The sequence below is a fragment of the Ruegeria sp. CDSC025 genome, assembly GCF_059610805.1.
The window spans coordinates 346599-364038 of the sequence record NZ_JBXWOJ010000003.1 but is presented as its reverse complement, the minus strand read 5'-3'; the positions used below and the strand labels follow the sequence as shown (position 1 = coordinate 364038).

The 17440-nt window shown below is 59.7% G+C and carries 19 protein-coding genes; 7 read left to right on the top strand and 12 right to left on the bottom strand.

Annotated elements, in window-relative coordinates:
• The first annotated feature begins 141 nt into the window (after positions 1-141).
• Positions 142-1125 (top strand): quinone oxidoreductase family protein, encoded by a 984-nt coding sequence (locus tag AC2FH8_RS07275; RefSeq protein WP_496676674.1) that lies wholly within the window; start codon positions 142-144, stop codon positions 1123-1125.
• 44 nt (positions 1126-1169) lie between these two features.
• Here the strand turns inward: AC2FH8_RS07275 and AC2FH8_RS07270 are convergent, their stop codons facing one another.
• The 10 genes from AC2FH8_RS07270 to AC2FH8_RS07225 all read right to left on the bottom strand — a co-directional run bounded on the left by AC2FH8_RS07270 (position 1170) and on the right by AC2FH8_RS07225 (position 8626).
• Entirely contained in the window at positions 1170-1703 is a 534-nt protein-coding gene (locus AC2FH8_RS07270; protein ID WP_271948532.1) for an outer membrane protein, read from the bottom strand.
• Between the two features lie 263 nt (positions 1704-1966).
• Entirely contained in the window at positions 1967-2443 is a 477-nt protein-coding gene (locus tag AC2FH8_RS07265; RefSeq protein ID WP_271948672.1) for a YHS domain-containing (seleno)protein, read from the bottom strand.
• A gap of 216 nt (positions 2444-2659) precedes the next feature.
• Complete coding sequence (locus AC2FH8_RS07260; protein ID WP_496689064.1) at positions 2660-3496, bottom strand: fatty acid desaturase; 837 nt, start codon at positions 3494-3496, stop codon at positions 2660-2662.
• A 65-nt stretch (positions 3497-3561) separates the two neighbouring features.
• Entirely contained in the window at positions 3562-4104 is a 543-nt protein-coding gene (locus tag AC2FH8_RS07255; protein WP_496689062.1) for a GbsR/MarR family transcriptional regulator, read from the bottom strand.
• Between the two features lie 81 nt (positions 4105-4185).
• Positions 4186-4794 carry a glycerol-3-phosphate 1-O-acyltransferase PlsY gene (gene plsY, locus AC2FH8_RS07250; protein ID WP_142635346.1) on the bottom strand — a complete coding sequence of 203 codons (609 nt, stop codon included), beginning with the start codon at positions 4792-4794 and terminating at the stop codon, positions 4186-4188.
• Entirely contained in the window at positions 4794-6074 is a 1281-nt protein-coding gene (pyrC, locus tag AC2FH8_RS07245) for a dihydroorotase (RefSeq protein ID WP_496689060.1), read from the bottom strand. The genes plsY and pyrC overlap by 1 nt, the downstream gene beginning before the upstream one ends.
• Positions 6071-6457 carry a hypothetical protein gene (locus AC2FH8_RS07240; protein ID WP_496689058.1) on the bottom strand — a complete coding sequence of 129 codons (387 nt, stop codon included), beginning with the start codon at positions 6455-6457 and terminating at the stop codon, positions 6071-6073. Before AC2FH8_RS07240 ends, pyrC begins: the two co-directional genes overlap by 4 nt.
• On the bottom strand, positions 6442-6960 hold the full coding sequence (locus tag AC2FH8_RS07235; protein WP_496689056.1) for a hypothetical protein: 519 nt from the start codon (positions 6958-6960) through the stop codon (positions 6442-6444). Before AC2FH8_RS07235 ends, AC2FH8_RS07240 begins: the two co-directional genes overlap by 16 nt.
• Positions 6957-7892: an aspartate carbamoyltransferase catalytic subunit gene (locus AC2FH8_RS07230; protein WP_496689054.1), complete on the bottom strand. Its 936-nt coding sequence runs from the start codon at positions 7890-7892 to the stop codon at positions 6957-6959. Before AC2FH8_RS07230 ends, AC2FH8_RS07235 begins: the two co-directional genes overlap by 4 nt.
• A 74-nt stretch (positions 7893-7966) precedes the next feature.
• Positions 7967-8626 (bottom strand): scavenger receptor class F, member 2, encoded by a 660-nt coding sequence (locus tag AC2FH8_RS07225; RefSeq protein ID WP_496689052.1) that lies wholly within the window; start codon positions 8624-8626, stop codon positions 7967-7969.
• Between the two features lie 40 nt (positions 8627-8666).
• Between AC2FH8_RS07225 and AC2FH8_RS07220 the strand changes: the two genes are divergently transcribed.
• The 6 genes from AC2FH8_RS07220 to AC2FH8_RS07195 all read left to right on the top strand — a co-directional run bounded on the left by AC2FH8_RS07220 (position 8667) and on the right by AC2FH8_RS07195 (position 16159).
• Entirely contained in the window at positions 8667-9431 is a 765-nt protein-coding gene (locus AC2FH8_RS07220; protein ID WP_496689165.1) for a uracil-DNA glycosylase, read from the top strand.
• On the top strand, positions 9431-10027 hold the full coding sequence (locus AC2FH8_RS07215) for a metallophosphoesterase family protein (RefSeq protein WP_271948518.1): 597 nt from the start codon (positions 9431-9433) through the stop codon (positions 10025-10027). Before AC2FH8_RS07220 ends, AC2FH8_RS07215 begins: the two co-directional genes overlap by 1 nt.
• Positions 10027-10647, top strand: coding sequence for a LysE family translocator (locus AC2FH8_RS07210; RefSeq protein ID WP_281995253.1), 621 nt, complete (start codon positions 10027-10029; stop codon positions 10645-10647). The genes AC2FH8_RS07215 and AC2FH8_RS07210 overlap by 1 nt, the downstream gene beginning before the upstream one ends.
• A gap of 6 nt (positions 10648-10653) precedes the next feature.
• Complete coding sequence (gene moaB, locus AC2FH8_RS07205; protein ID WP_496689050.1) at positions 10654-11196, top strand: molybdenum cofactor biosynthesis protein B; 543 nt, start codon at positions 10654-10656, stop codon at positions 11194-11196.
• A gap of 104 nt (positions 11197-11300) precedes the next feature.
• Positions 11301-12755 carry an efflux RND transporter periplasmic adaptor subunit gene (locus AC2FH8_RS07200; RefSeq protein ID WP_281995251.1) on the top strand — a complete coding sequence of 485 codons (1455 nt, stop codon included), beginning with the start codon at positions 11301-11303 and terminating at the stop codon, positions 12753-12755.
• A 5-nt stretch (positions 12756-12760) separates the two neighbouring features.
• Positions 12761-16159: an efflux RND transporter permease subunit gene (locus tag AC2FH8_RS07195; RefSeq protein ID WP_496689048.1), complete on the top strand. Its 3399-nt coding sequence runs from the start codon at positions 12761-12763 to the stop codon at positions 16157-16159.
• Here AC2FH8_RS07195 and AC2FH8_RS07190 read toward each other — a convergent pair.
• Together AC2FH8_RS07190 and AC2FH8_RS07185 are read right to left on the bottom strand one after the other, a co-directional pair.
• The gene (locus AC2FH8_RS07190) at positions 16156-16572 is read right to left on the bottom strand and encodes an NUDIX hydrolase (protein WP_496689045.1); all 417 of its coding nucleotides are present in this window, start codon (positions 16570-16572) and stop codon (positions 16156-16158) included. The genes AC2FH8_RS07195 and AC2FH8_RS07190 overlap by 4 nt on opposite strands.
• A 7-nt stretch (positions 16573-16579) precedes the next feature.
• Complete coding sequence (locus tag AC2FH8_RS07185) at positions 16580-17392, bottom strand: protein-disulfide reductase DsbD domain-containing protein (RefSeq protein WP_281972581.1); 813 nt, start codon at positions 17390-17392, stop codon at positions 16580-16582.
• Positions 17393-17440 lie beyond the last annotated feature (48 nt).

Below are 17440 nucleotides of genomic sequence, written 5' to 3'. Positions count from 1 at the left end.
TTGCTTTTGGCCGGACCAGCCAGCAACGCCTTGGGCATAGTATAGCACAAATTTTCGCGTTTGGGTTGCGCCTCGCGTAATCGTGTCGATTGCCCTGCGTCACAGGCATGTTAGCTTGGCCTGAGGCTAGAGGAGGACAACATGCAGAAAACGGCACGAACCGTCGTCATCCATGAACACGGCGGCCCCGAGGTTCTGAAGATCGAAGATCGCCCACTTGGTGAACCCGGCCCCGGTGAGGTTCGTATTCGTCATCATGCCTGCGGGCTGAATTTCATTGATGTATATCAGCGCACTGGGCTGTATCCGCTGGATCTGCCTCAGGCTTTGGGCATGGAGGCCGCTGGCGTGATCGAAGCCGTCGGGGAAGGTGTAACGCATCTGGAACCCGGGCAGCGCGCGGCCTATGCTGCCTCTCCGCCCGGAGCCTATTGCGAGGCACGGGTCATGCCCGCCGCACAGGTGTGCCCGCTTCCGGATGGAATTTCTTTTGATGCGGCGGCCGCGATGATGCTCAAGGGGATGACAGTCGAATATCTGTTTCATCGCACCACACCGCTGAAACGCGGGGATACCGTGCTGTTTCATGCAGCTGCCGGGGGTGTTGGCTTGATTGCCTGCCAATGGGCCAAATCCGAGGGGATCACGTTGATCGGTACTGCCGGAACCGATGAAAAATGCAGTTTGGCGCAGTTCAACGGTGCCGCGCATTGCATCAATTACCGGACCGAGAACTTTGCCGAGCGCGTCGCGCAGATCACCAAAGGCAAAGGCGTAGACGCGGTGATGGATTCCATCGGGTCGGACACGTTTGACGGATCGCTCGACAGCCTGAAACCGCTTGGCATGATGATCTCGTTCGGCAATGCCTCGGGCCCGGTGCCTCTGATTGATATCGGTATTCTGGCCAAGAAAGGATCGCTCAAGATAACGCGGCCAACGCTCTTCACACATATTTCGGACCACGCGGTCTGTCAGGCCATGGCGCGGCGCCTGTTCAACAAGGTCGAAGGCGGCGAGGTCAAAATCCACATTGATCAGAGGTTCCCGCTGGATCAGGTGGCCGAGGCCCATCGCGCACTTGAGGCGCGCCAAACCACAGGCAGCACAGTTCTTGAACTGTAAATGAAAGGAACCCGGCGTTTGTGCCGGGTTCCGTCACTGTTTTCTTAGAACCGGTAGGTGGCGCGGGCCTGGATTGTGGTCGCGTCCACATCAATTCCGGTCGAATCGAAATCGTTGAATTCGTGATACAGGATTTCGCCTCCAACGCTGACATTGGGGGCGACAATCTGTTCATACCCAGCGCCGATGAACCAACCATCGTCACTGCCAAGATTGTCCGTACTCGCCTCGGCATAGCCCCCGATACCATATAGCAGCCCCACCGGAGTCACTTTGTATCCGGCGCGTGCTTTGAGGCGCCAAACGTCTTCGACCTCGACGCCGGGGGTCAGTTCAATGCTGGTCCAGTCATAGTCAAAGCCGCCACCGACAACCCAATCCCCCAGATCATAATCATATCCCAACACGATACCACCAATCGCGCCATCACCGTCGACGCCCGAAACATTGGTGTCGATATCGGCATAGCCGACCTGAAGGCCGCCGTAAAAGCCCGTCCAGTTGCCCGAGGATTGCGCCGAGGCGCCTCCGGCCGCAATAGAGGCGATAAAGGCCGCAATAAAAAATCTTCCTGTCATTCTGTTAACCTTTCTTTCGAATTGGTCTTCAGCAAACCTTTGCTGCTCATTTGTACGTGGTATTGCCAGGGCCCGGTCTGACGACCGGATCGCTGTCTTTTGGCTGTTTCCGTACCTGATTTCTGTGCCGCCGCTTCGGGGCACTGGCCCACGTTTTTTTTGGGCTCGTTCCTGCTTGAACAACTAGGGTGAAAAATGGCGGTTTCAAATGGTAATCGGCGGCAGGGTGAACTGCCGCCGATCCGGTGTTTTTCTTGGGCGGATTATTGCGCCTGCAATTCCGAAGGGCTCTTGTCGGCGATATCTTTCCAGTTGGTGTCGGCGCGCTCGTTAAAGCCGGGGATGTCGCCTTCCCAGCGTTCCTGAATATCTGCGGACAGATTCAGGTACAGCTTGTTGTCGACGATTCTCCAGTAGTTCGGGTCGCCGTCAAACTTGAAGCCCATCGCGGTGCCGAATGCGCAATAGCCACCATAGGCGGGCAGGTAGGCTTCCGGGTTTTCTTCAAACGCGACTTTGTTTTCTTCCGAGGCAAAGCGGTACAAGGCTTCGTTGTGCAGCGCAGTGATGCGGTAATCGCCCTTGGTGGCTTCGCCAGCGGTGAAGTAAGCGACCGGGTCATAGCCCTGTAGCGCCAGACCGGTCGAACTTGCGTTCAGTTCGACGCCTGCAGCCAGGGTTGAGCTAGCGATGGCAACAGACAGCGCGACGCCGCCGATAAGGGATTTGATCTTGTTCATTGTTTTCACCTTTCGTGAATCGAGCTGCCGGGGGATTCCGTAATTGAGTCTGGGCAACTCTGATTGTTTTGTTCCGTGCGGTCGGTAATTGGCCGCCACGACCCCGAAGTGGGCAGCGTATTGATCACGTTCAAAACAACTAAAGGTGATTGTGTGCTGGCAAACGGATCCTGTGCGTTTCCGCTCAGGATCCTTGGGTGCGCGTATCAGCAAGGATTAGGGTTCAACCCGGAACCGGCGGGGTTCCAGCCAGCCGATGACCGGCTTGCGACTTGCGGCATATCCTGCAACCGAACGTTCCAGCCGATCCGCAAGAACGGGCAACCGGCTGACAGGAACCTTCGGGAACAGATGGTGTTCGCGGTGGTAGAACATCAGATAGGCCAGCCGCGCCAGCACCCCGCGCTGACTGCGCGCGGCAACGCCACTGTCATGCGTGCCCTGATGGGTTATCCAGACCGCAAACAGGGCGGCAAGGCATTGGGCTGTGCTCATCGCAGCCACGTGCAGCAGCAGGGTTTGCGATCCGCTCAGCACAGCAGCGGCGATCACGGCAAGCACCAGCCCCCAGTCGATCAGGATGCGGCGACGGGCCTTGGCGTTGGCGATCCGCCAGGCCGCACGGTTGATGTCGAAGGGAAACCGGGGTCCGTATACCAAGACCTGCGCAAGGGTCATGTGCCCGCAATTCCCCTCGCAATCGCCCGAACCCATGGCGTGTTTGTGATGCAGCAGGTGGCATTGGCAGAAAGCGTGATTAGAACCCAACATAAGCGCGCTGAGCACATGCATCACCAAGGAATCCTGCCGCCGCGACAGCCCGAGATTGCCATGGATCGCTTCGTGGTTCAGGCGCAGGGCGCACAGAAAGAACAGAAAGCTGGCCATAGCACCAAGTGGCCAGAGGGCAGTACTGTAGAGCGTCAGAGAAAGCAGCAGCCAAGGCAGCGGTAGCATCAGTTCCTTGATCTTGTCCCAGCGGTTCAGGGGAACCAGGTCGGCCCATTGGATGCCTTTCGGGGCGCGTTCGGGCGGGCGTTTGGGCTGGATCATGTCATGCTCCTTATTACATCATATTCTGAGATTTCTGTATTGAGAGAAATTTGAGGGTAAAATTTTTAGGGCGACTTGTCCCCTTGTCCCTTGGGCAGCAGCCGGGCGATGCGTCCGCCAAGTTTGACGATTGCCAGTTGAACGCGGCGAGGTAGACGGTTCACATCGACATACCAGTCGTCGAACATTTGCATGGTTTCTAGCGTCTCATCAATCCGCTGGCGCACTTTGGGCGAGGTGCCGTCGCTCTGGGCCTCTTGGGCAACGATACGCAGTGCGGCCAGAGTGGGCGCATATTCACGTTCGCGGCGGCCTTCGACCACAGCTTTGGTCAGGTCAAACATGTCCCGGATCGAATGAAAGTGATCGCGCCGGTCACCCAGGTTTCGGCTGGCTTTGATCAGCTTCCAGCCTTGCAGTTCCTTCAGCCCGGTCGAGACGTTCGAGCGGGCCAGCCCGAGCGTTTCACAGATCTCATCTGCAGTCATCGGTTCGGGCGAGATGTGCAATAGAGCGTGGATTTGCGCGACCGAGCGGTTCACACCCCACTTGGTACCCATTTCCCCCCAATGGAGGATAAAGTCGCGCATGGATTCAGTAAGGTGCATAATTGTATCCAGTAATTTCTGTAATGACAGAAATTACAGATAGAATTGATTCGATCAAGAACCAATTAACTCAGGCGGATATCAGGTCTTGGACCCGATCCTGGGTTCGGTGCCAGCTTTGATGCGCGAGATATTGGCGGCATGGCGCCAGTACACAAGCAATGTCAGGACGATTCCCAGAATAAACGTCGACCCGTCACTCAAAACCATGACCCAGGTTGTAGACAGGGACGCTGCTGCAAGGGCCCCAAGCGACGAAATCCGCCAGATGGCAGCGGCCACCAGCCAAGTTATGCAGCAGGCAATGCCCACGCCCCAGTCAAGCGCTAGCCAGAGGCCCAGAAAGGTCGCGACACCCTTGCCACCTTTGAAGCCCAACCAGACTGGAAAACAGTGGCCCAGAAACGCGGCCAATGCGGCGACCTGTACGGCGTCTTCCCCGGCCATGGCACGGGCGAGCAAGACGGCAGCGGCCCCTTTCCCGGCGTCAAAGATCAGAGTCAGCGCGGCGGCGGCCTTGTTGCCGGTGCGAAGTACATTGGTCGCCCCAATATTGCCCGACCCGATATCGCGCAGATTTCCCAGTCCCATCACCTTGGCGATGATCATGCCAAAGGGGATCGACCCCATCAGGTATCCAATCGCGGCCCAGAGGATCAGCTGGGTCATCGTACTGTCGATCAGGGGCATCAGGGTCTCCGGTATACTTCTTGGCCTGCCACAAAGGTTGCGGTGACCTTACCTTGCATCCTCTGGCCGTCAAATGGCGTATTCTGCGATTTGGATCTAAGCGTGAACCGGTCCAGCACAAAGGGCACATCCGGGTCGAACAGAACCAGGTCGGCCGGCGCGCCCTCAGACAAGCGACCGCTGTCCAGACCCAGTCGTTTAGCTGGGTTCAGAGCCATCGCGCGGAACAGAGTCGGCAAGTCCAGTTGATCAGAATGGTACAGGCGCAAAGCCGCAGGCAGCAACGTCTCCAGCGCCACCGCGCCCGAGGCCGCCTCTTCAAACGGGAGGCGTTTGCTTTCTTCGTCCTGTGGCGTGTGCATGGAACTGATCGTGTCGATCAGACCTGCCCGCACCGCTTCGATGACAGCCCGCCGGTCATCTTCCGACCGCAGCGGAGGTTTGACCTTGAAGAAGGTGCGATAGTCGGCCACGTCCAGCTCATTCAGCGTCAGATGGTGGATCGAGGTGCCAGCAGTGATGTCCAGCCCGTTCCGCTTGGCCCGTTCCAGCGCGGGCAGGGCGCGGGCGGTGGTAATCTGATCGGCGTGATAGGCCGCACCGGTCATTTCCAGCAACGCAATGTCGCGGTCCAGCCCCATACGCTCGGCCATTGGGGAAACGGCGGGCAACCCGCGCAAGGCGGCGAATTTGCCGCTGGTGGCGGCGGCGCCAGCGCTCAGCCCCGGTTCCTGAGGGTGGGCGATCACCAGCGCACCGCAGGATTTCGCATAGGTCAGCGCGCGGGTGAACACTTTGGTATCTGCAATGACATGATCACAGTCGGTAAAGGCGACGGCACCGGCATCCAGCAGAAATCCGATCTCGGTCATCTCGCGCCCCTCGCGCCCTTTGGTCAGGGCCGCCATGGGCAGCACGTTGACCGGGGCATCCGCCTGTGCGCGCCGGGTCGCAAATTCCAGCGTTTCCGGCGTGTCCACGGCGGGTAAGGTATCGGGGCGCGTCACGATCGTGGTCACACCCCCTGCCGCCGCCGCCAGGCCTGCGGATTTATAGCTTTCCTTGTGCCGCTCGCCCGGCTCGCAAACCTTGACGCCGAGATCGACGATGCCCGGTGCCAGGCAATGCCCGCCGCAGTCGATGACCTGCGCGTCAATCGACGGGGCCGCACCTTCGCCCTTGGCCACGATACGGCCATCAGCCACATGCACCCATCCCGGTGCGTCCGCGCCAGTTTCGGGGTCGATCAGGCGGGCGTTGGTGAAGATCAGATTGCTCATGCCATGGCCCTTTCAATAGCGGTTTTGGTAGCGGCGGGATCTGCCTGATACTTGATCAGGTGCTTGTCCCCGCCTTTTGTGACGATTTGAACAAAGCTACCCATGGTTTTGACAGCCTCGATCTGGTTCAGCGCCACTTTGCGCGGGCCAGGGCCGGTCAGAGTAGTGTCTGTCATTTCCCATGCGGCCGTCAGCTCTTCTGAGGCCAGATACCACGCACGAATGCCGATTGCAGCAAGGCCCGCTGGCGCGCCGGTCCACACATAGGGATTACCGATCAGCCAAAGGATGATCATGGCCCCTGCCATAGCCGCGGCTGCCATCAACGTGTTGGTGCGGATATAGGCCCCTTTGTCGGGCGGGAAAGTCACAGGATCAGCCATAGGGCACCTCCGATAACCAGAAGGATCAGCAGCACCAGAACCGCAGAGCCCATGCGACGCGGTCTGTCATTTTGCGGTGCGGATTGCGGCGCCGAATACGGTTTCGCGCTTTCCGTCTCAATTCGGCCACCTGCCCAGCTTGTTGCTTCTTCGGTGTAGAGGCCGATCAGGCGCAGCCTGCGGTCGGGGCGCAAAGCGGCTGCACGACCGTGAAAAGCGGCGCTGCGGACCACCAGAACCCAGCCGTCAATCGCATCCAGCGCTGTGTGGTCCAGCTGATCTGCGGACACGTCGCAGCCCTCGGTCAGATAGCCATAGAGGCCAAGGTCTTCGAGGTCCGAGACGGGAAAGACGTCAACCTGTTCGGGATCCAGCCCCGCTACCCCTAGAATCTGATCGACGGCTCCGGGTTCGCGGAGAAACTTGGCCTCTTCCGGGCGCATGTCGAGTGCGAACAGGCGGATAACGCCGTGTTCATGGGATGCGACGACCAGATCGCTCATGCGGCCTCGCGCAGATTGCGGGCCAGCAGTTCCATCGCAGCCATGCGGACGGCGACACCCATCTCAACCTGCTCCTGAATGACCGAGCGGTTGATATCATCGGCTAGCGTTCCGTCAATCTCGACCCCGCGGTTCATTGGGCCGGGATGCATTACAATGGCATCGGGTTTGGCCTGCGCCAGTTTGGCGGCATCCAGCCCGTAGCGATGATAGTATTCACGTTCCGAGGGGATGAACCCGCCATCCATCCGCTCTTTCTGAAGGCGCAGCATCATCACGACATCGACGTCTTGAAGGCCTTCGTTCATATCGTCATAGATCTCGGCTCCAAACTCGGCAAATTGGCTGGGGACCAGCGTTGGCGGGCCAATCAGGCGAATGCGGTTTTCCATCTTGCCCAGCAGGATCAGGTTCGACCGCGCCACGCGGGAATGGGCGACGTCGCCGCAGATCGCGATGTTCAACCGGTGCAGGCGACCCTTGGCGCGGCGAATGGTCAACGCATCCAGCAGCGCCTGTGTCGGGTGCTCATGCCGCCCGTCGCCTGCGTTCAGTACGGCGCAATTCACCTTCTGCGCCAACAGATCAACCGCGCCGGAATGCGGGTGCCGCACCACCAGAAGGTCGGGATGCATTGCGTTCAGCGTCATCGCCGTGTCGATCAGCGTCTCACCCTTTTTGATCGAGCTGGCCTGCATTGCCATATTCATCACATCCGCACCCAGCCGCTTGCCTGCCAGTTCGAAACTGGCCTGAGTACGGGTCGAATTCTCAAAGAACATGTTGATTTGCGTCAGCCCCGCCAGCACATCTGAGTGCTTGTTCGGTTGCCGGTTCATCTCGACATAGGTCTCGGCCAGATCAAGAATGGCGGTAATATCGGATTGGGACAGGTGCTCGATGCCAAGAAGGTGACGATGGGCGAAACGCATGGGCGGACTCCTGTCTGACAATCGGCCCGCTTATAGAAAGCCGCGCCGCGCAAGGCAACCTTGGGATCAAGGCGTTAGGGCAGTTTCTCGCACCCCCCCTCGGGCAAGCACTGTTCGCCGGGTTTGCACCATTTGCCATAGCCGCAGTCGATCGCCTTAACCGGCACACATCCTTGATGGTTCGAACATTTGAATCCGGGGCGGCATTGTGATCCGGTTTTCTCGCACAAGAACCAACCGGGCTGTGCGCATCCTCCGCCTGGCAGGCAGGATGATCCGGCCGCACAGGTCAGCCCGTTCTCACAGGTGATGGGGCTGCCGTTGGTGGCTGAATCCGGGTCGAATTCGGGGGTGTTTCGCTGACATTCCCCGCGCGCGTTGCAAAAGCTGTCGCCGGGGCAGTCCAGACGCGTCGTGCATGCGTTGGCCCCTTTGGGTGCGCAGCGCAACCCGCCTGCCACGCAGCGCTCGAACGGGCCGCAGCTGCGGCCGCCGCCGCAATAGGTGCCGCCCAGCGGGATGCAATGATTGTCGAAACTGCATCTTTGCCCACCGGAACAGCACCGACTGCCACAGGCGAACTGCCCCGCCCGGCACTGATCGTTTCGGTCAAACAGCTGCGCCGAAACAGGCCCGCTGGCCATGGCCAACAGCGCCCAAATTGAGAGGATTCGAAACAGGATCAGCATGATTGCCCCAATGGTCGGTGCGACCGAGCGCGCAATCAAGGCCAATTCGCTTTCCCTCGGTCAAAAGGAGGTTAGATTGAGTGTTATGGAATCGGCTTTGGATTATCACACAGCGCGGGCTCTGCTGGATTGGCAGATTGAACTGGGCGCGACGGATGCGATCGGGGATGCCCCGGTGGACCGCTACACGTTGCCCGACACTGCGCCCAAATCCAAAAAGCCCACAGCGGTACAAACGGCGCCGGAAAAGCCCAAGCCGGTCGATGCGTTGGCGATTGCCGATTCAGTTGCCAAGACTGCTGGATCGCTTGAACAGTTGCGCGCTGCGATGGATGCGTTTGATCATTGCGAGTTGAAACGTGGCGCGCGCCAGTTGGTGTTTGCCGACGGGACGCCGGGTGCTCGGGTGATGATTATAGGCGAGGCTCCGGGCCGGGATGAAGATCGCGAGGGCAAGCCCTTTGTTGGCCGGGCCGGGCAGTTGCTGGACAGGATGTTGTCCGCGATTGAGCTGAACCGTGCCGAAAACGTCTATATCACCAATGTCCTGCCCTGGCGGCCCCCGCAGAACCGGGATCCCAAGCCCGAAGAGATCGGCATGATGAAGCCGTTTCTGGAGCGCCACGTCGCATTGGCCAAGCCCGAGGTTCTGGTCGTGATGGGCAATATCAGCTGTCAGGCGGTGCTGGGCAAACGCGGTATAACTCGGTTGCGCGGCCAGTGGGATCAGGCTTGGGGGCTGCCGGTCATCCCGATGTTTCACCCTGCTTACTTGCTGCGGCAACAGCCAATGAAACGGCAGGCCTGGGCAGATCTGTTGGAGTTGAAGGCCTGGCTGGAGGGCAAGTGATGCGCATCCTGGCCTTTTCCGACCTGCATATGGCGCGCAGCCGGGCGGTCGAATTGGTTGCCGCCAGCGCCGAGGCAGATCTGGTGATCGGTGCTGGTGATTTCTGCAATATGCGGCAAGGGCTGGATCAGGCGATGGAGATGCTTGCAGGCATTTCGGCCCCTCTGGTCCTAACCCCCGGCAATGCCGAAAGCGTCCAAGAGCTGACAGCGGCTGTGCCCGAAGGTGTCCACGTGCTGCACGGCACCGGGATGACTGTGGACGGGGTGCGCCTGTTTGGTCTGGGATATGGTGTGCCCGTGACGCCTTTTGGCGGTTGGTCCTGCGATCTGACCGAGGCCGAGGCCGCCGAGTTGCTGGATCGGTGCGACGCTGCCGATATTCTGATTACGCATTCTCCGCCCAAAGGGCATGGCGATGTCACGTCAATGGGCGGCGCCGTCGGTTCGGTCGCGGTGCGCGACGCGATCGAGCGGGTGCAGCCGCAGCTTTCTCTGCATGGCCATATCCATGACAGCTGGGGGTATCGCGGGGCAATCGGGCGCACCCAGGTGGCCAATCTGGGGCCCAGACCAAATTGGTTTGAGCTGCATTGATGATCGAAACTGTAACCCTTCTGGCGTTTATCCCGGCTGCGCTCGCTCTGAACCTCACACCCGGAGCTGATATGATGTTCTGCTTTGGGCAGGGCCTGCGCAAAGGCGCACGGCCCGCGCTTGCGGCCAGCGCCGGTATTTCTGCAGGGTCGATGGTGCATGTCCTGCTGGCTGGGCTTGGGTTTGGCGCGGCGGTATCGACGCTGCCCTGGCTGTTTGATGTGATCCGTTGGTTGGGGGTGGCCTATCTGCTTTATCTGGCCTGGCGTTCGATCCAAAACGGTGCTGTGCCGGCCGAGGCACCGGCACATAGCGGGAAACTTGCGTTTCGTGATGGGCTGCTGGTCAATCTCACCAATCCAAAGGTCATCCTGTTCGTGCTGGCCTTCATCCCGCAATTTGTGGACCCGACCTTGGGGCCAATCTTGCCGCAGTTCCTGACCCTTGGCCTTATCATCGCGGTGGGCGGCTTTGTGGTGAACGGGATGGTCGGCATGTTTGCCGGTGGCGCGGGCCGAGTCTTGGTCTCGAACCCGCGTGCCTCGCGTTTCATGGGCTGGGTGACCGGAGGGATTTTTACGGCGCTCGCCATTCGGCTTGCGATTATGGAAAGGGCCTGACGTCATATGTCACGCATCGACGAAAGCAAAAAATTCATTCCAGTTCGGATCGCCGTCCTCACTGTCTCGGATACGCGGACGCTGCCCGAGGACCGATCGGGACAGACTTTGGTGGATCGGATTCAGGCGGCGGGCCATTTGGTCGCGGACCGCAAGATCCTTCCGGATGAGCGCGCCCAGATTGTAGAACAGCTGCGCGTGTGGATCGCAGATCCTGAAATAGATGCCGTCATCTCGACCGGGGGTACCGGCCTGACAGGGCGCGACGTTACAGTCGAGGCGCATCGGGATGTCTACGAGAAGGAAATCGACGCGTTCGGCACGGTTTTTACAATCCTGTCGATGCAAAAGATCGGCACCTCTGCCGTCCAGTCGCGCGCCACAGGTGGCGTCGCCGGGGGCACCTATCTGTTTGCATTGCCCGGCAGCCCCGGTGCCTGCAAGGATGCCTGGGATGGAATATTGCTAAAACAGTTCGATTATCGTCACCGGCCCTGCAATTTCGTGGAAATTATGCCCAGATTGGACGAACATCTGCGACGGAAGTAAGCTGGTTACACGTTCAAATGTGTATTACCGCTTTGTGGCTTGGCATTTTTCGGGGCAAAGCTACCTTCTGAAATGCTAGCCTGATGCGAACGGGGTGATAGTAAATGCGCTTTCTGAGGCAGAGCCTTGCCGGAGTTTTCCTGACGTCCTTGACGTTGGCACTCTTGTTTGTGGCGGTTCAGATGATCGCGGGTGCAGTGCAGGATGTTCTGACGCGCGAGGATGCCGCTCCGCAGGCGCGGGAGCGCATTTTTGCGGTTACTGTCCGGAATGCCGAAGTGGAAACCGTAACGCCTTATCTTGAAGCATTTGGCGAGGTGCAAAGCCGCCGCCGCCTGGAACTGCGTGCAGCGCTTGGTGGCCGTGTGATTACTTTGTCCGAAGATTTCGAAGATGGCGGTGCTGTCACTGCAGGAGAGGTTCTGGTCGAGCTTGATCCGGCGGATGCACAATCGGCGCTGGATCGCGCCAAGTCGGACCTGCTGGATGCTCAGTTTGAGGAACGCGATGCCGAACGGTCGCTGCTACTGGCGCAGGATGAGCTGAACTCGGCCGAGGCGCAGGCCGAATTGCGGGGCCGTGCCCTGCAGCGTCAAAAAGACTTGAAAAGCCGGGGGGTGGGCGCGGCGGCATCCGTGGAAGAGGCGGAACTGGCCGAAGCATCGGCACAGCAATCTGTTTTGGCCCGGAGGATCGCGCTGGCACAGGCGGAATCGCGCGTCGATCAGGCAACGACTTTGCTGGCACGTGCCCGTATCGCGCTTGCGGCTGCCGAACGTGATTTAGAAGACATGACCATCCGCGCTCGGTTTGGGGGAACATTGACCGACGTGACTTTGGTTGAGGGTCGCCTGGTGTCAGCCAACGAAAAACTGGCCGAATTGGTTGATCCCAAATCACTTGAGGTGGCCTTTCGCGTCTCGACCGCGCAATTCGTGCGCCTGCTGGATGCTGAAGGGGATCTGATCAATTCCCCGGTCACTGTATCGCTAGAGGTTACAGGAGCCGATCTTGCGGCACAGGGCCGCATAAGCCGCGATAGCGGCTCGGCCGGAGAAGGGCAAACCGGTCGCCTGCTTTATGCCTTGCTCGAGGATACTTCGGGATTCAAACCCGGTGATTTCGTGACAGTCTCGGTTCAGGAACAGCCGCTTGAGAACGTGGTGCGCCTGCCGTCTTCGGTTCTGGATTCAGCAGGGACGGTTCTGATTCTGGGCAAGGATGACCGGCTTGAGGTTCTACCAGTGCAGTTGATCCGCCGTCAGGGGGATGAGGTGCTGCTGCGCGGGCGGGGGTTGGAAAGTCGCGAGGTTGTCGTTGGTCGAACGCCTCTGCTTGGGGCCGGTGTCCGGGTCAGGCCGCTGCGGGATGAGGCCAACGCAGGGGGCCAGACGGATATGGTCGAGCTGTCCGAGGAACAGCGTGCCCAGCTGGTGGCGCAGGTCGAAGCCAGTGATGCATTGCCTCAAGATGTCAAAGCCCGCGTGCTGGGCCAACTGGGCGAAGCCAAGGTTCCCGCGTCGTTGGTGCGCAGCATCGAAAACCGAGCCGGAGGTTAGGCGCGATGATGCGCGAAATTCCCGGCGCGGCTGGGGGGATACTCAGCTATTTCACGCGCCACAGGACGGTCGCCAACCTGCTGCTGCTAGTTATGCTGGTGCTGGGCGCGGCGGCCATCCCGAATATGCGGGCGCAGTTCTTTCCCGATGTGATCCTTGAACGGGTGGATGTCAGCGTTAGCTGGGATGGAGCTGGCCCTGAAGATGTTGATAATGGCATCGTTCAGTTGTTGGAGCCGGCCCTTCTGGCCGTTGAAGGCGTGTCCAGCACCTCTTCGACTTCGCGCGAGGGCACAGCCCAGATCCGGATGGAGTTCGAGCCGAACTGGGATATGTCTCGCGCGGTCGAAGAGGTCAGAACAGCGGTCGACAGTGTCACCAACTTGCCAGACGACGCTGATGAGCCGACCATCCGACGCGGTGCCTGGCGCGATCGCGTCACGGATGTTGTCGTCACCGGCCCTGTCGATCCTGAACAGCTGGCCAAGTTCACCGATGAGCTGATCAACCGTTTGTTCGCTGTTGGCGTGACCCGCACCACGATCCGGGGCCTTGCCGCGCCGCGCATCGTGGTCGAGGTGCCCACCGCGCAGTTGATCGCCAATGACATCACCCTGTCCGAGATCGCATTGGCCATCGCAGCCGAGGTCAACGCCAATCCGGCGGGCGATGTGACAGGGGCCAATGCGCGCATTCGCACCGGCACCGAAAAGCGCAGCCCGGAAGAGATCGAAGGGATTACGCTGCGCAATTTCACCGATGGCTCAAAGCTGTTGATCGGTGACGTGGCGCAGATCCAGATTGAAGGTGTCACCAGAAATCGTAGCTATTTTGTTGGCAAGAATCCGGCAATGTCCGTTCGTGTGGATCGGTCAAATCTGGGGGACGCGATTGAAATTCAACACACGGTCGAAGATGTCGTCTCGCAGATGCAAGCCAGCCTGCCCGAGGGCGTAAAGGCCGAGCTGATCCGGACACGGGCGCAAGCGATCACCGACCGGCTGGATATTCTGGTCGATAACGGGCTGGTTGGGCTGGGTCTTGTGGTCTGCCTGCTGTTTCTGTTTCTGAATGCGCGGATTGCCTTTTGGGTTGCCGCGGGTATCCCGGTGGCAATGTCGGCGGCGATTGCGTTCATGTATATTGGCGGCCTGTCGATCAACATGGTGTCGTTGTTCGGCCTGATTATCACTCTGGGTATCGTCGTGGATGACGCCATCGTTGTGGGTGAACATGCCGATTTTCGCGCGCGACGGCTGGGTGAGCCGCCAATGGTGGCCGCCGAACGCGCCGCACGTCGCATGGCGATGCCGGTCTTTGCTGCGACGCTGACCACGGTTATCGCCTTTTTCGGCCTGACTGCGATTGGTGGCCGTTTCGGAGAGTTGATCCGCGACATCCCCTTCACGGTGATAGCGGTATTGATCGCCTCGCTGATCGAATGCTTTCTGATCCTGCCCAACCATATGGCCCACGCGATTGCGCACTCTGCCAAGGAACATTGGTATGACCTGCCGAACCGTGTGGTGAACAAGGGGTTTCGCTGGGTGCGCGATACGCTGTTCCGACCGCTGATCGCCTGGGTAATCTGGGCACGCTATGTGGTGGTGTCGGCGATGATCGTCATTCTGGCCAGCCAGATTTCCCTGTTCATACGCGGGGACGTGAACTGGCGGTTCTTCAATGCGCCCGAGCGTGGATCGGTTACAGGCAATTTTATCATGGCCGAGGGCGCAGGCCGCGCGGATACGTTGGCCATGATGCACCAACTGCAGGCCTCGGTAGAGGCGCTTGGCCAACGCTATGAAGAGCGGCACGGGCGCAACCCCATTGATTACGTGCTGGCCGAGATCGGGGGATCCGCGGGCCGTGCACTTTCGGCAGCGGATGGCAAGGACACGGATTTGCTGGGCGGGATTTCGATCGAGTTGATAGATGCCGACCTGCGCCCCTATTCGAGCTTCGAGTTTGTCGGAGAGTTGCAGGAAATGGCGCCAAGCCATCCCAAACTTGAGCTGCTCAGCTTCAGGGGCTGGCGGTCTGGTCCGGGAGGAGATGCGATTGACGTGCAGCTCTACGGCGCCGATGTGAACACGCTTAAAACGGCTTCCGAGGACTTGCAGGTCGCGCTTTCGAAATACCCTGAGGTTTCAGCGCTGGAAGACAATCTGGCCTATGACAAGGAAGAATACATTTTGGATCTGACCGCGCAGGGACAGGCGCTGGGCTTTCGGATCGAAACATTGGGCCGGGTGCTGCGGGACCGTCTGAACGGGATCGAGGCCGCGACCTTCCCGGATGGCCCGCGCAGTGCCGAGATCCGGGTTGAATTGCCTGAAGGAGAACTGACCGCCGATTTCCTGGAACGCACACTGATGCGCACGCCCGATGGAGTCTATGTCCCGTTGGCCGATATCGTTTCGGTTCAGCGTAAATCCGGATTCTCGACCGTGCGGCGTGAAAACGGACTGCGGGTGATTTCGGTCTATGGCGATATCTCCGAGGATGATCCAACACGCGCGGCCGAGATCGCCCGTGCGATGAGCGAGGAAATTCTGCCCAATATCGCAGCCACACGTCAGGTCGAGTGGACCATGGCAGGTCTGAGCGAGCAGGAAGAAGAGTTTCTGTCCGAAGCCCGTACCGGTCTGATCCTGTGCCTGACGGGCATCTATCTGGTGCTGGCCTGGGTCTTTGCCAGTTGGACCCGACCATTGGTGGTGATGGCGATCATTCCGTTTGGTTTGGTCGGAACCATTTGGGGCCATTATATCTGGGAGGTCCCGCTCAGCATGTTCACGGTTGTTGGCCTGCTTGGGATGACCGGAATCATCATCAACGACTCGATTGTTCTGGTGACGACGATTGACGAGTATCAGCAGACTCGTGGGCTGATGCCCTCCATCGTCGAGGGGACATCGGACAGATTGCGGCCAGTAATGCTGACGACGCTGACCACGGTTCTGGGCCTGACCCCACTGTTGTACGAAGGATCGCAGCAGGCACAGTTCCTCAAACCGACCGTGATCACGCTGGTCTATGGGTTGGCGTTTGGGATGGTGCTGGTATTGCTGCTCGTTCCTGCCCTGCTGGGGATCCTGAACGATCTGTCGCGGCCAATGACGGCCATGCGTCGCGCAATTCGGGCGCCGGATCGTGTGGTGCAGGGGGCGCTTGTTGTCACCGGGTTTGCCTTGATGCTCTGGTTTGCGTTGACGATGATCTGGCCTGCGGTGACCGGGTCTCCACCGGGCCTTGTTTCGGGGCTTTATGCCGGGCCAGAGGGCCCCTCAATCCTGCGGATGGGGTTTGGAGCTTTTACTGCCGGCGCCACGGTGATTCTGGTGGTGAGCATTGTTTTGTCGGGCCTGTTGTACGCCCGTCTCAAAGGACGCACTGCCTAGCCCTGACGCAGGGCGGTTTCCAACAGGTTTGAGACTCGGTCGCTCATGGGCAGTGCGCCTTGTCGGATCAAGTCCAGTGGGAACCAGCGTGCATCCATTGCGTCATCCCCCGCAACCGGTAGCCCGGTCTGATACTGGCAGGCCACGCCAACCAACAGGTAATGAGACAGAACCGCGCCATGAGCGTCGCGGCGCAACAGGTCCAGATTGTCCAGATACCGCAACGGCTCGGCAATCACCGAGGTTTCTTCGCGCAGTTCCCGCTGTGCTGCCTGCAGGACGGTTTCGCCCCATTCCACATGGCCGCCGGGAAAGCCCCATAGCCCCTTATCCGGTTGCTTGCTGCGCTGAACCAGAAGGACGTGCCCGTCATGAATGACGACCGCAAGCGCACCGATTTTCGGAGTTTGCATCATGGGGTCAGCCAGCGCTGCACCCCAGAATGTCCACCGCGTGATTGGCACCCAGAACAGTGATCCGGATCTTTGAGCGATCCAGCGCAAACGGACCGCCCGAGGCGTTGATCACCTCGGATGTGGCGACCAGAGTACCGCCCTGCCGTTTGGCGTCGGTTTGCGAGGCCCACAGCTCGGGGTTGCCGGGTTCGATCACGGCGATCTCGCGGCCACCTGCGGATGGCATGGTGACGCGCGCCTCGATCTGCATTCCGTCAGACGTCGGGGTCAGGTGGCACCGCGCGTTGGCGACCCGGGCTTCTTTGGCGGAATAGGGACGCTTGGCCAGTGCCGCCGCGATCGTCGGGTTGCGCTCTGCTTCGGCGTTCAGGGTATGATCGAAGCCCAAACGTTCCGGGATGCAGACGTCTTTGCAGACCCCCAGATCCACCGTGCCTTTCAGCCGCACGGGTTTGGCCGGGTTCTTCGGCGAAATCTCGACCGGCAGGACCATTTGATTTTCGTATCCAATCGACTGCAGGCCATTCTGGTCAAAGACATCCGGCGCGGGCCATGTGATCGACACGCTGCCGACATTGGTTGATCTTTTCCAGTCGAACTGTGGCGGAATACCCGCATCGCCCGGCGCCCGCCAATAGGTCTTCCAGCCGTCCTGCAGGGTCACCCGCAGCGCCCCAAGATAGGCTCCATTTGCTGTGCGCCCGCCGTCCAGGATATCCAATTCGGCCACCGAGCCGACCACTTGTGCAGATGCCGGTCCAATCGCGCCAACGGTCACGGCAAGGGCGGCTGCCAGAAATGTCTTGTGAATGTTCATACCCTATAAATGCGTGGTCTCGAGGCGAATTCCAAGTCACGTTCGGGT

Excerpts from the sequence above, each read along its gene's own strand:
- AC2FH8_RS07230 (WP_496689054.1), bottom strand. The coding sequence starts at position 7,892 with ATGCGTTTCGCCCATCGTCACCTTCTTGGCATCGAGCACCTGTCCCAA.
- AC2FH8_RS07185 (WP_281972581.1), bottom strand. The coding sequence starts at position 17,392 with ATGAACATTCACAAGACATTTCTGGCAGCCGCCCTTGCCGTGACCGTT.
- moaB (WP_496689050.1), top strand. The coding sequence starts at position 10,654 with ATGTCACGCATCGACGAAAGCAAAAAATTCATTCCAGTTCGGATCGCC.
- plsY (WP_142635346.1), bottom strand. The coding sequence starts at position 4,794 with ATGCCCCTGATCGACAGTACGATGACCCAGCTGATCCTCTGGGCCGCG.
- AC2FH8_RS07255 (WP_496689062.1), bottom strand. The coding sequence starts at position 4,104 with ATGCACCTTACTGAATCCATGCGCGACTTTATCCTCCATTGGGGGGAA.
- pyrC (WP_496689060.1), bottom strand. The coding sequence starts at position 6,074 with ATGAGCAATCTGATCTTCACCAACGCCCGCCTGATCGACCCCGAAACT.
- AC2FH8_RS07190 (WP_496689045.1), bottom strand. The coding sequence starts at position 16,572 with ATGCAAACTCCGAAAATCGGTGCGCTTGCGGTCGTCATTCATGACGGG.
- AC2FH8_RS07275 (WP_496676674.1), top strand. The coding sequence starts at position 142 with ATGCAGAAAACGGCACGAACCGTCGTCATCCATGAACACGGCGGCCCC.
- AC2FH8_RS07235 (WP_496689056.1), bottom strand. The coding sequence starts at position 6,960 with ATGAGCGATCTGGTCGTCGCATCCCATGAACACGGCGTTATCCGCCTG.
- AC2FH8_RS07215 (WP_271948518.1), top strand. The coding sequence starts at position 9,431 with ATGCGCATCCTGGCCTTTTCCGACCTGCATATGGCGCGCAGCCGGGCG.
- AC2FH8_RS07195 (WP_496689048.1), top strand. The coding sequence starts at position 12,761 with ATGATGCGCGAAATTCCCGGCGCGGCTGGGGGGATACTCAGCTATTTC.
- AC2FH8_RS07210 (WP_281995253.1), top strand. The coding sequence starts at position 10,027 with ATGATCGAAACTGTAACCCTTCTGGCGTTTATCCCGGCTGCGCTCGCT.
- AC2FH8_RS07200 (WP_281995251.1), top strand. The coding sequence starts at position 11,301 with ATGCGCTTTCTGAGGCAGAGCCTTGCCGGAGTTTTCCTGACGTCCTTG.
- AC2FH8_RS07265 (WP_271948672.1), bottom strand. The coding sequence starts at position 2,443 with ATGAACAAGATCAAATCCCTTATCGGCGGCGTCGCGCTGTCTGTTGCC.
- AC2FH8_RS07260 (WP_496689064.1), bottom strand. The coding sequence starts at position 3,496 with ATGATCCAGCCCAAACGCCCGCCCGAACGCGCCCCGAAAGGCATCCAA.
- AC2FH8_RS07240 (WP_496689058.1), bottom strand. The coding sequence starts at position 6,457 with ATGGCTGATCCTGTGACTTTCCCGCCCGACAAAGGGGCCTATATCCGC.
- AC2FH8_RS07220 (WP_496689165.1), top strand. The coding sequence starts at position 8,667 with ATGGAATCGGCTTTGGATTATCACACAGCGCGGGCTCTGCTGGATTGG.
- AC2FH8_RS07270 (WP_271948532.1), bottom strand. The coding sequence starts at position 1,703 with ATGACAGGAAGATTTTTTATTGCGGCCTTTATCGCCTCTATTGCGGCC.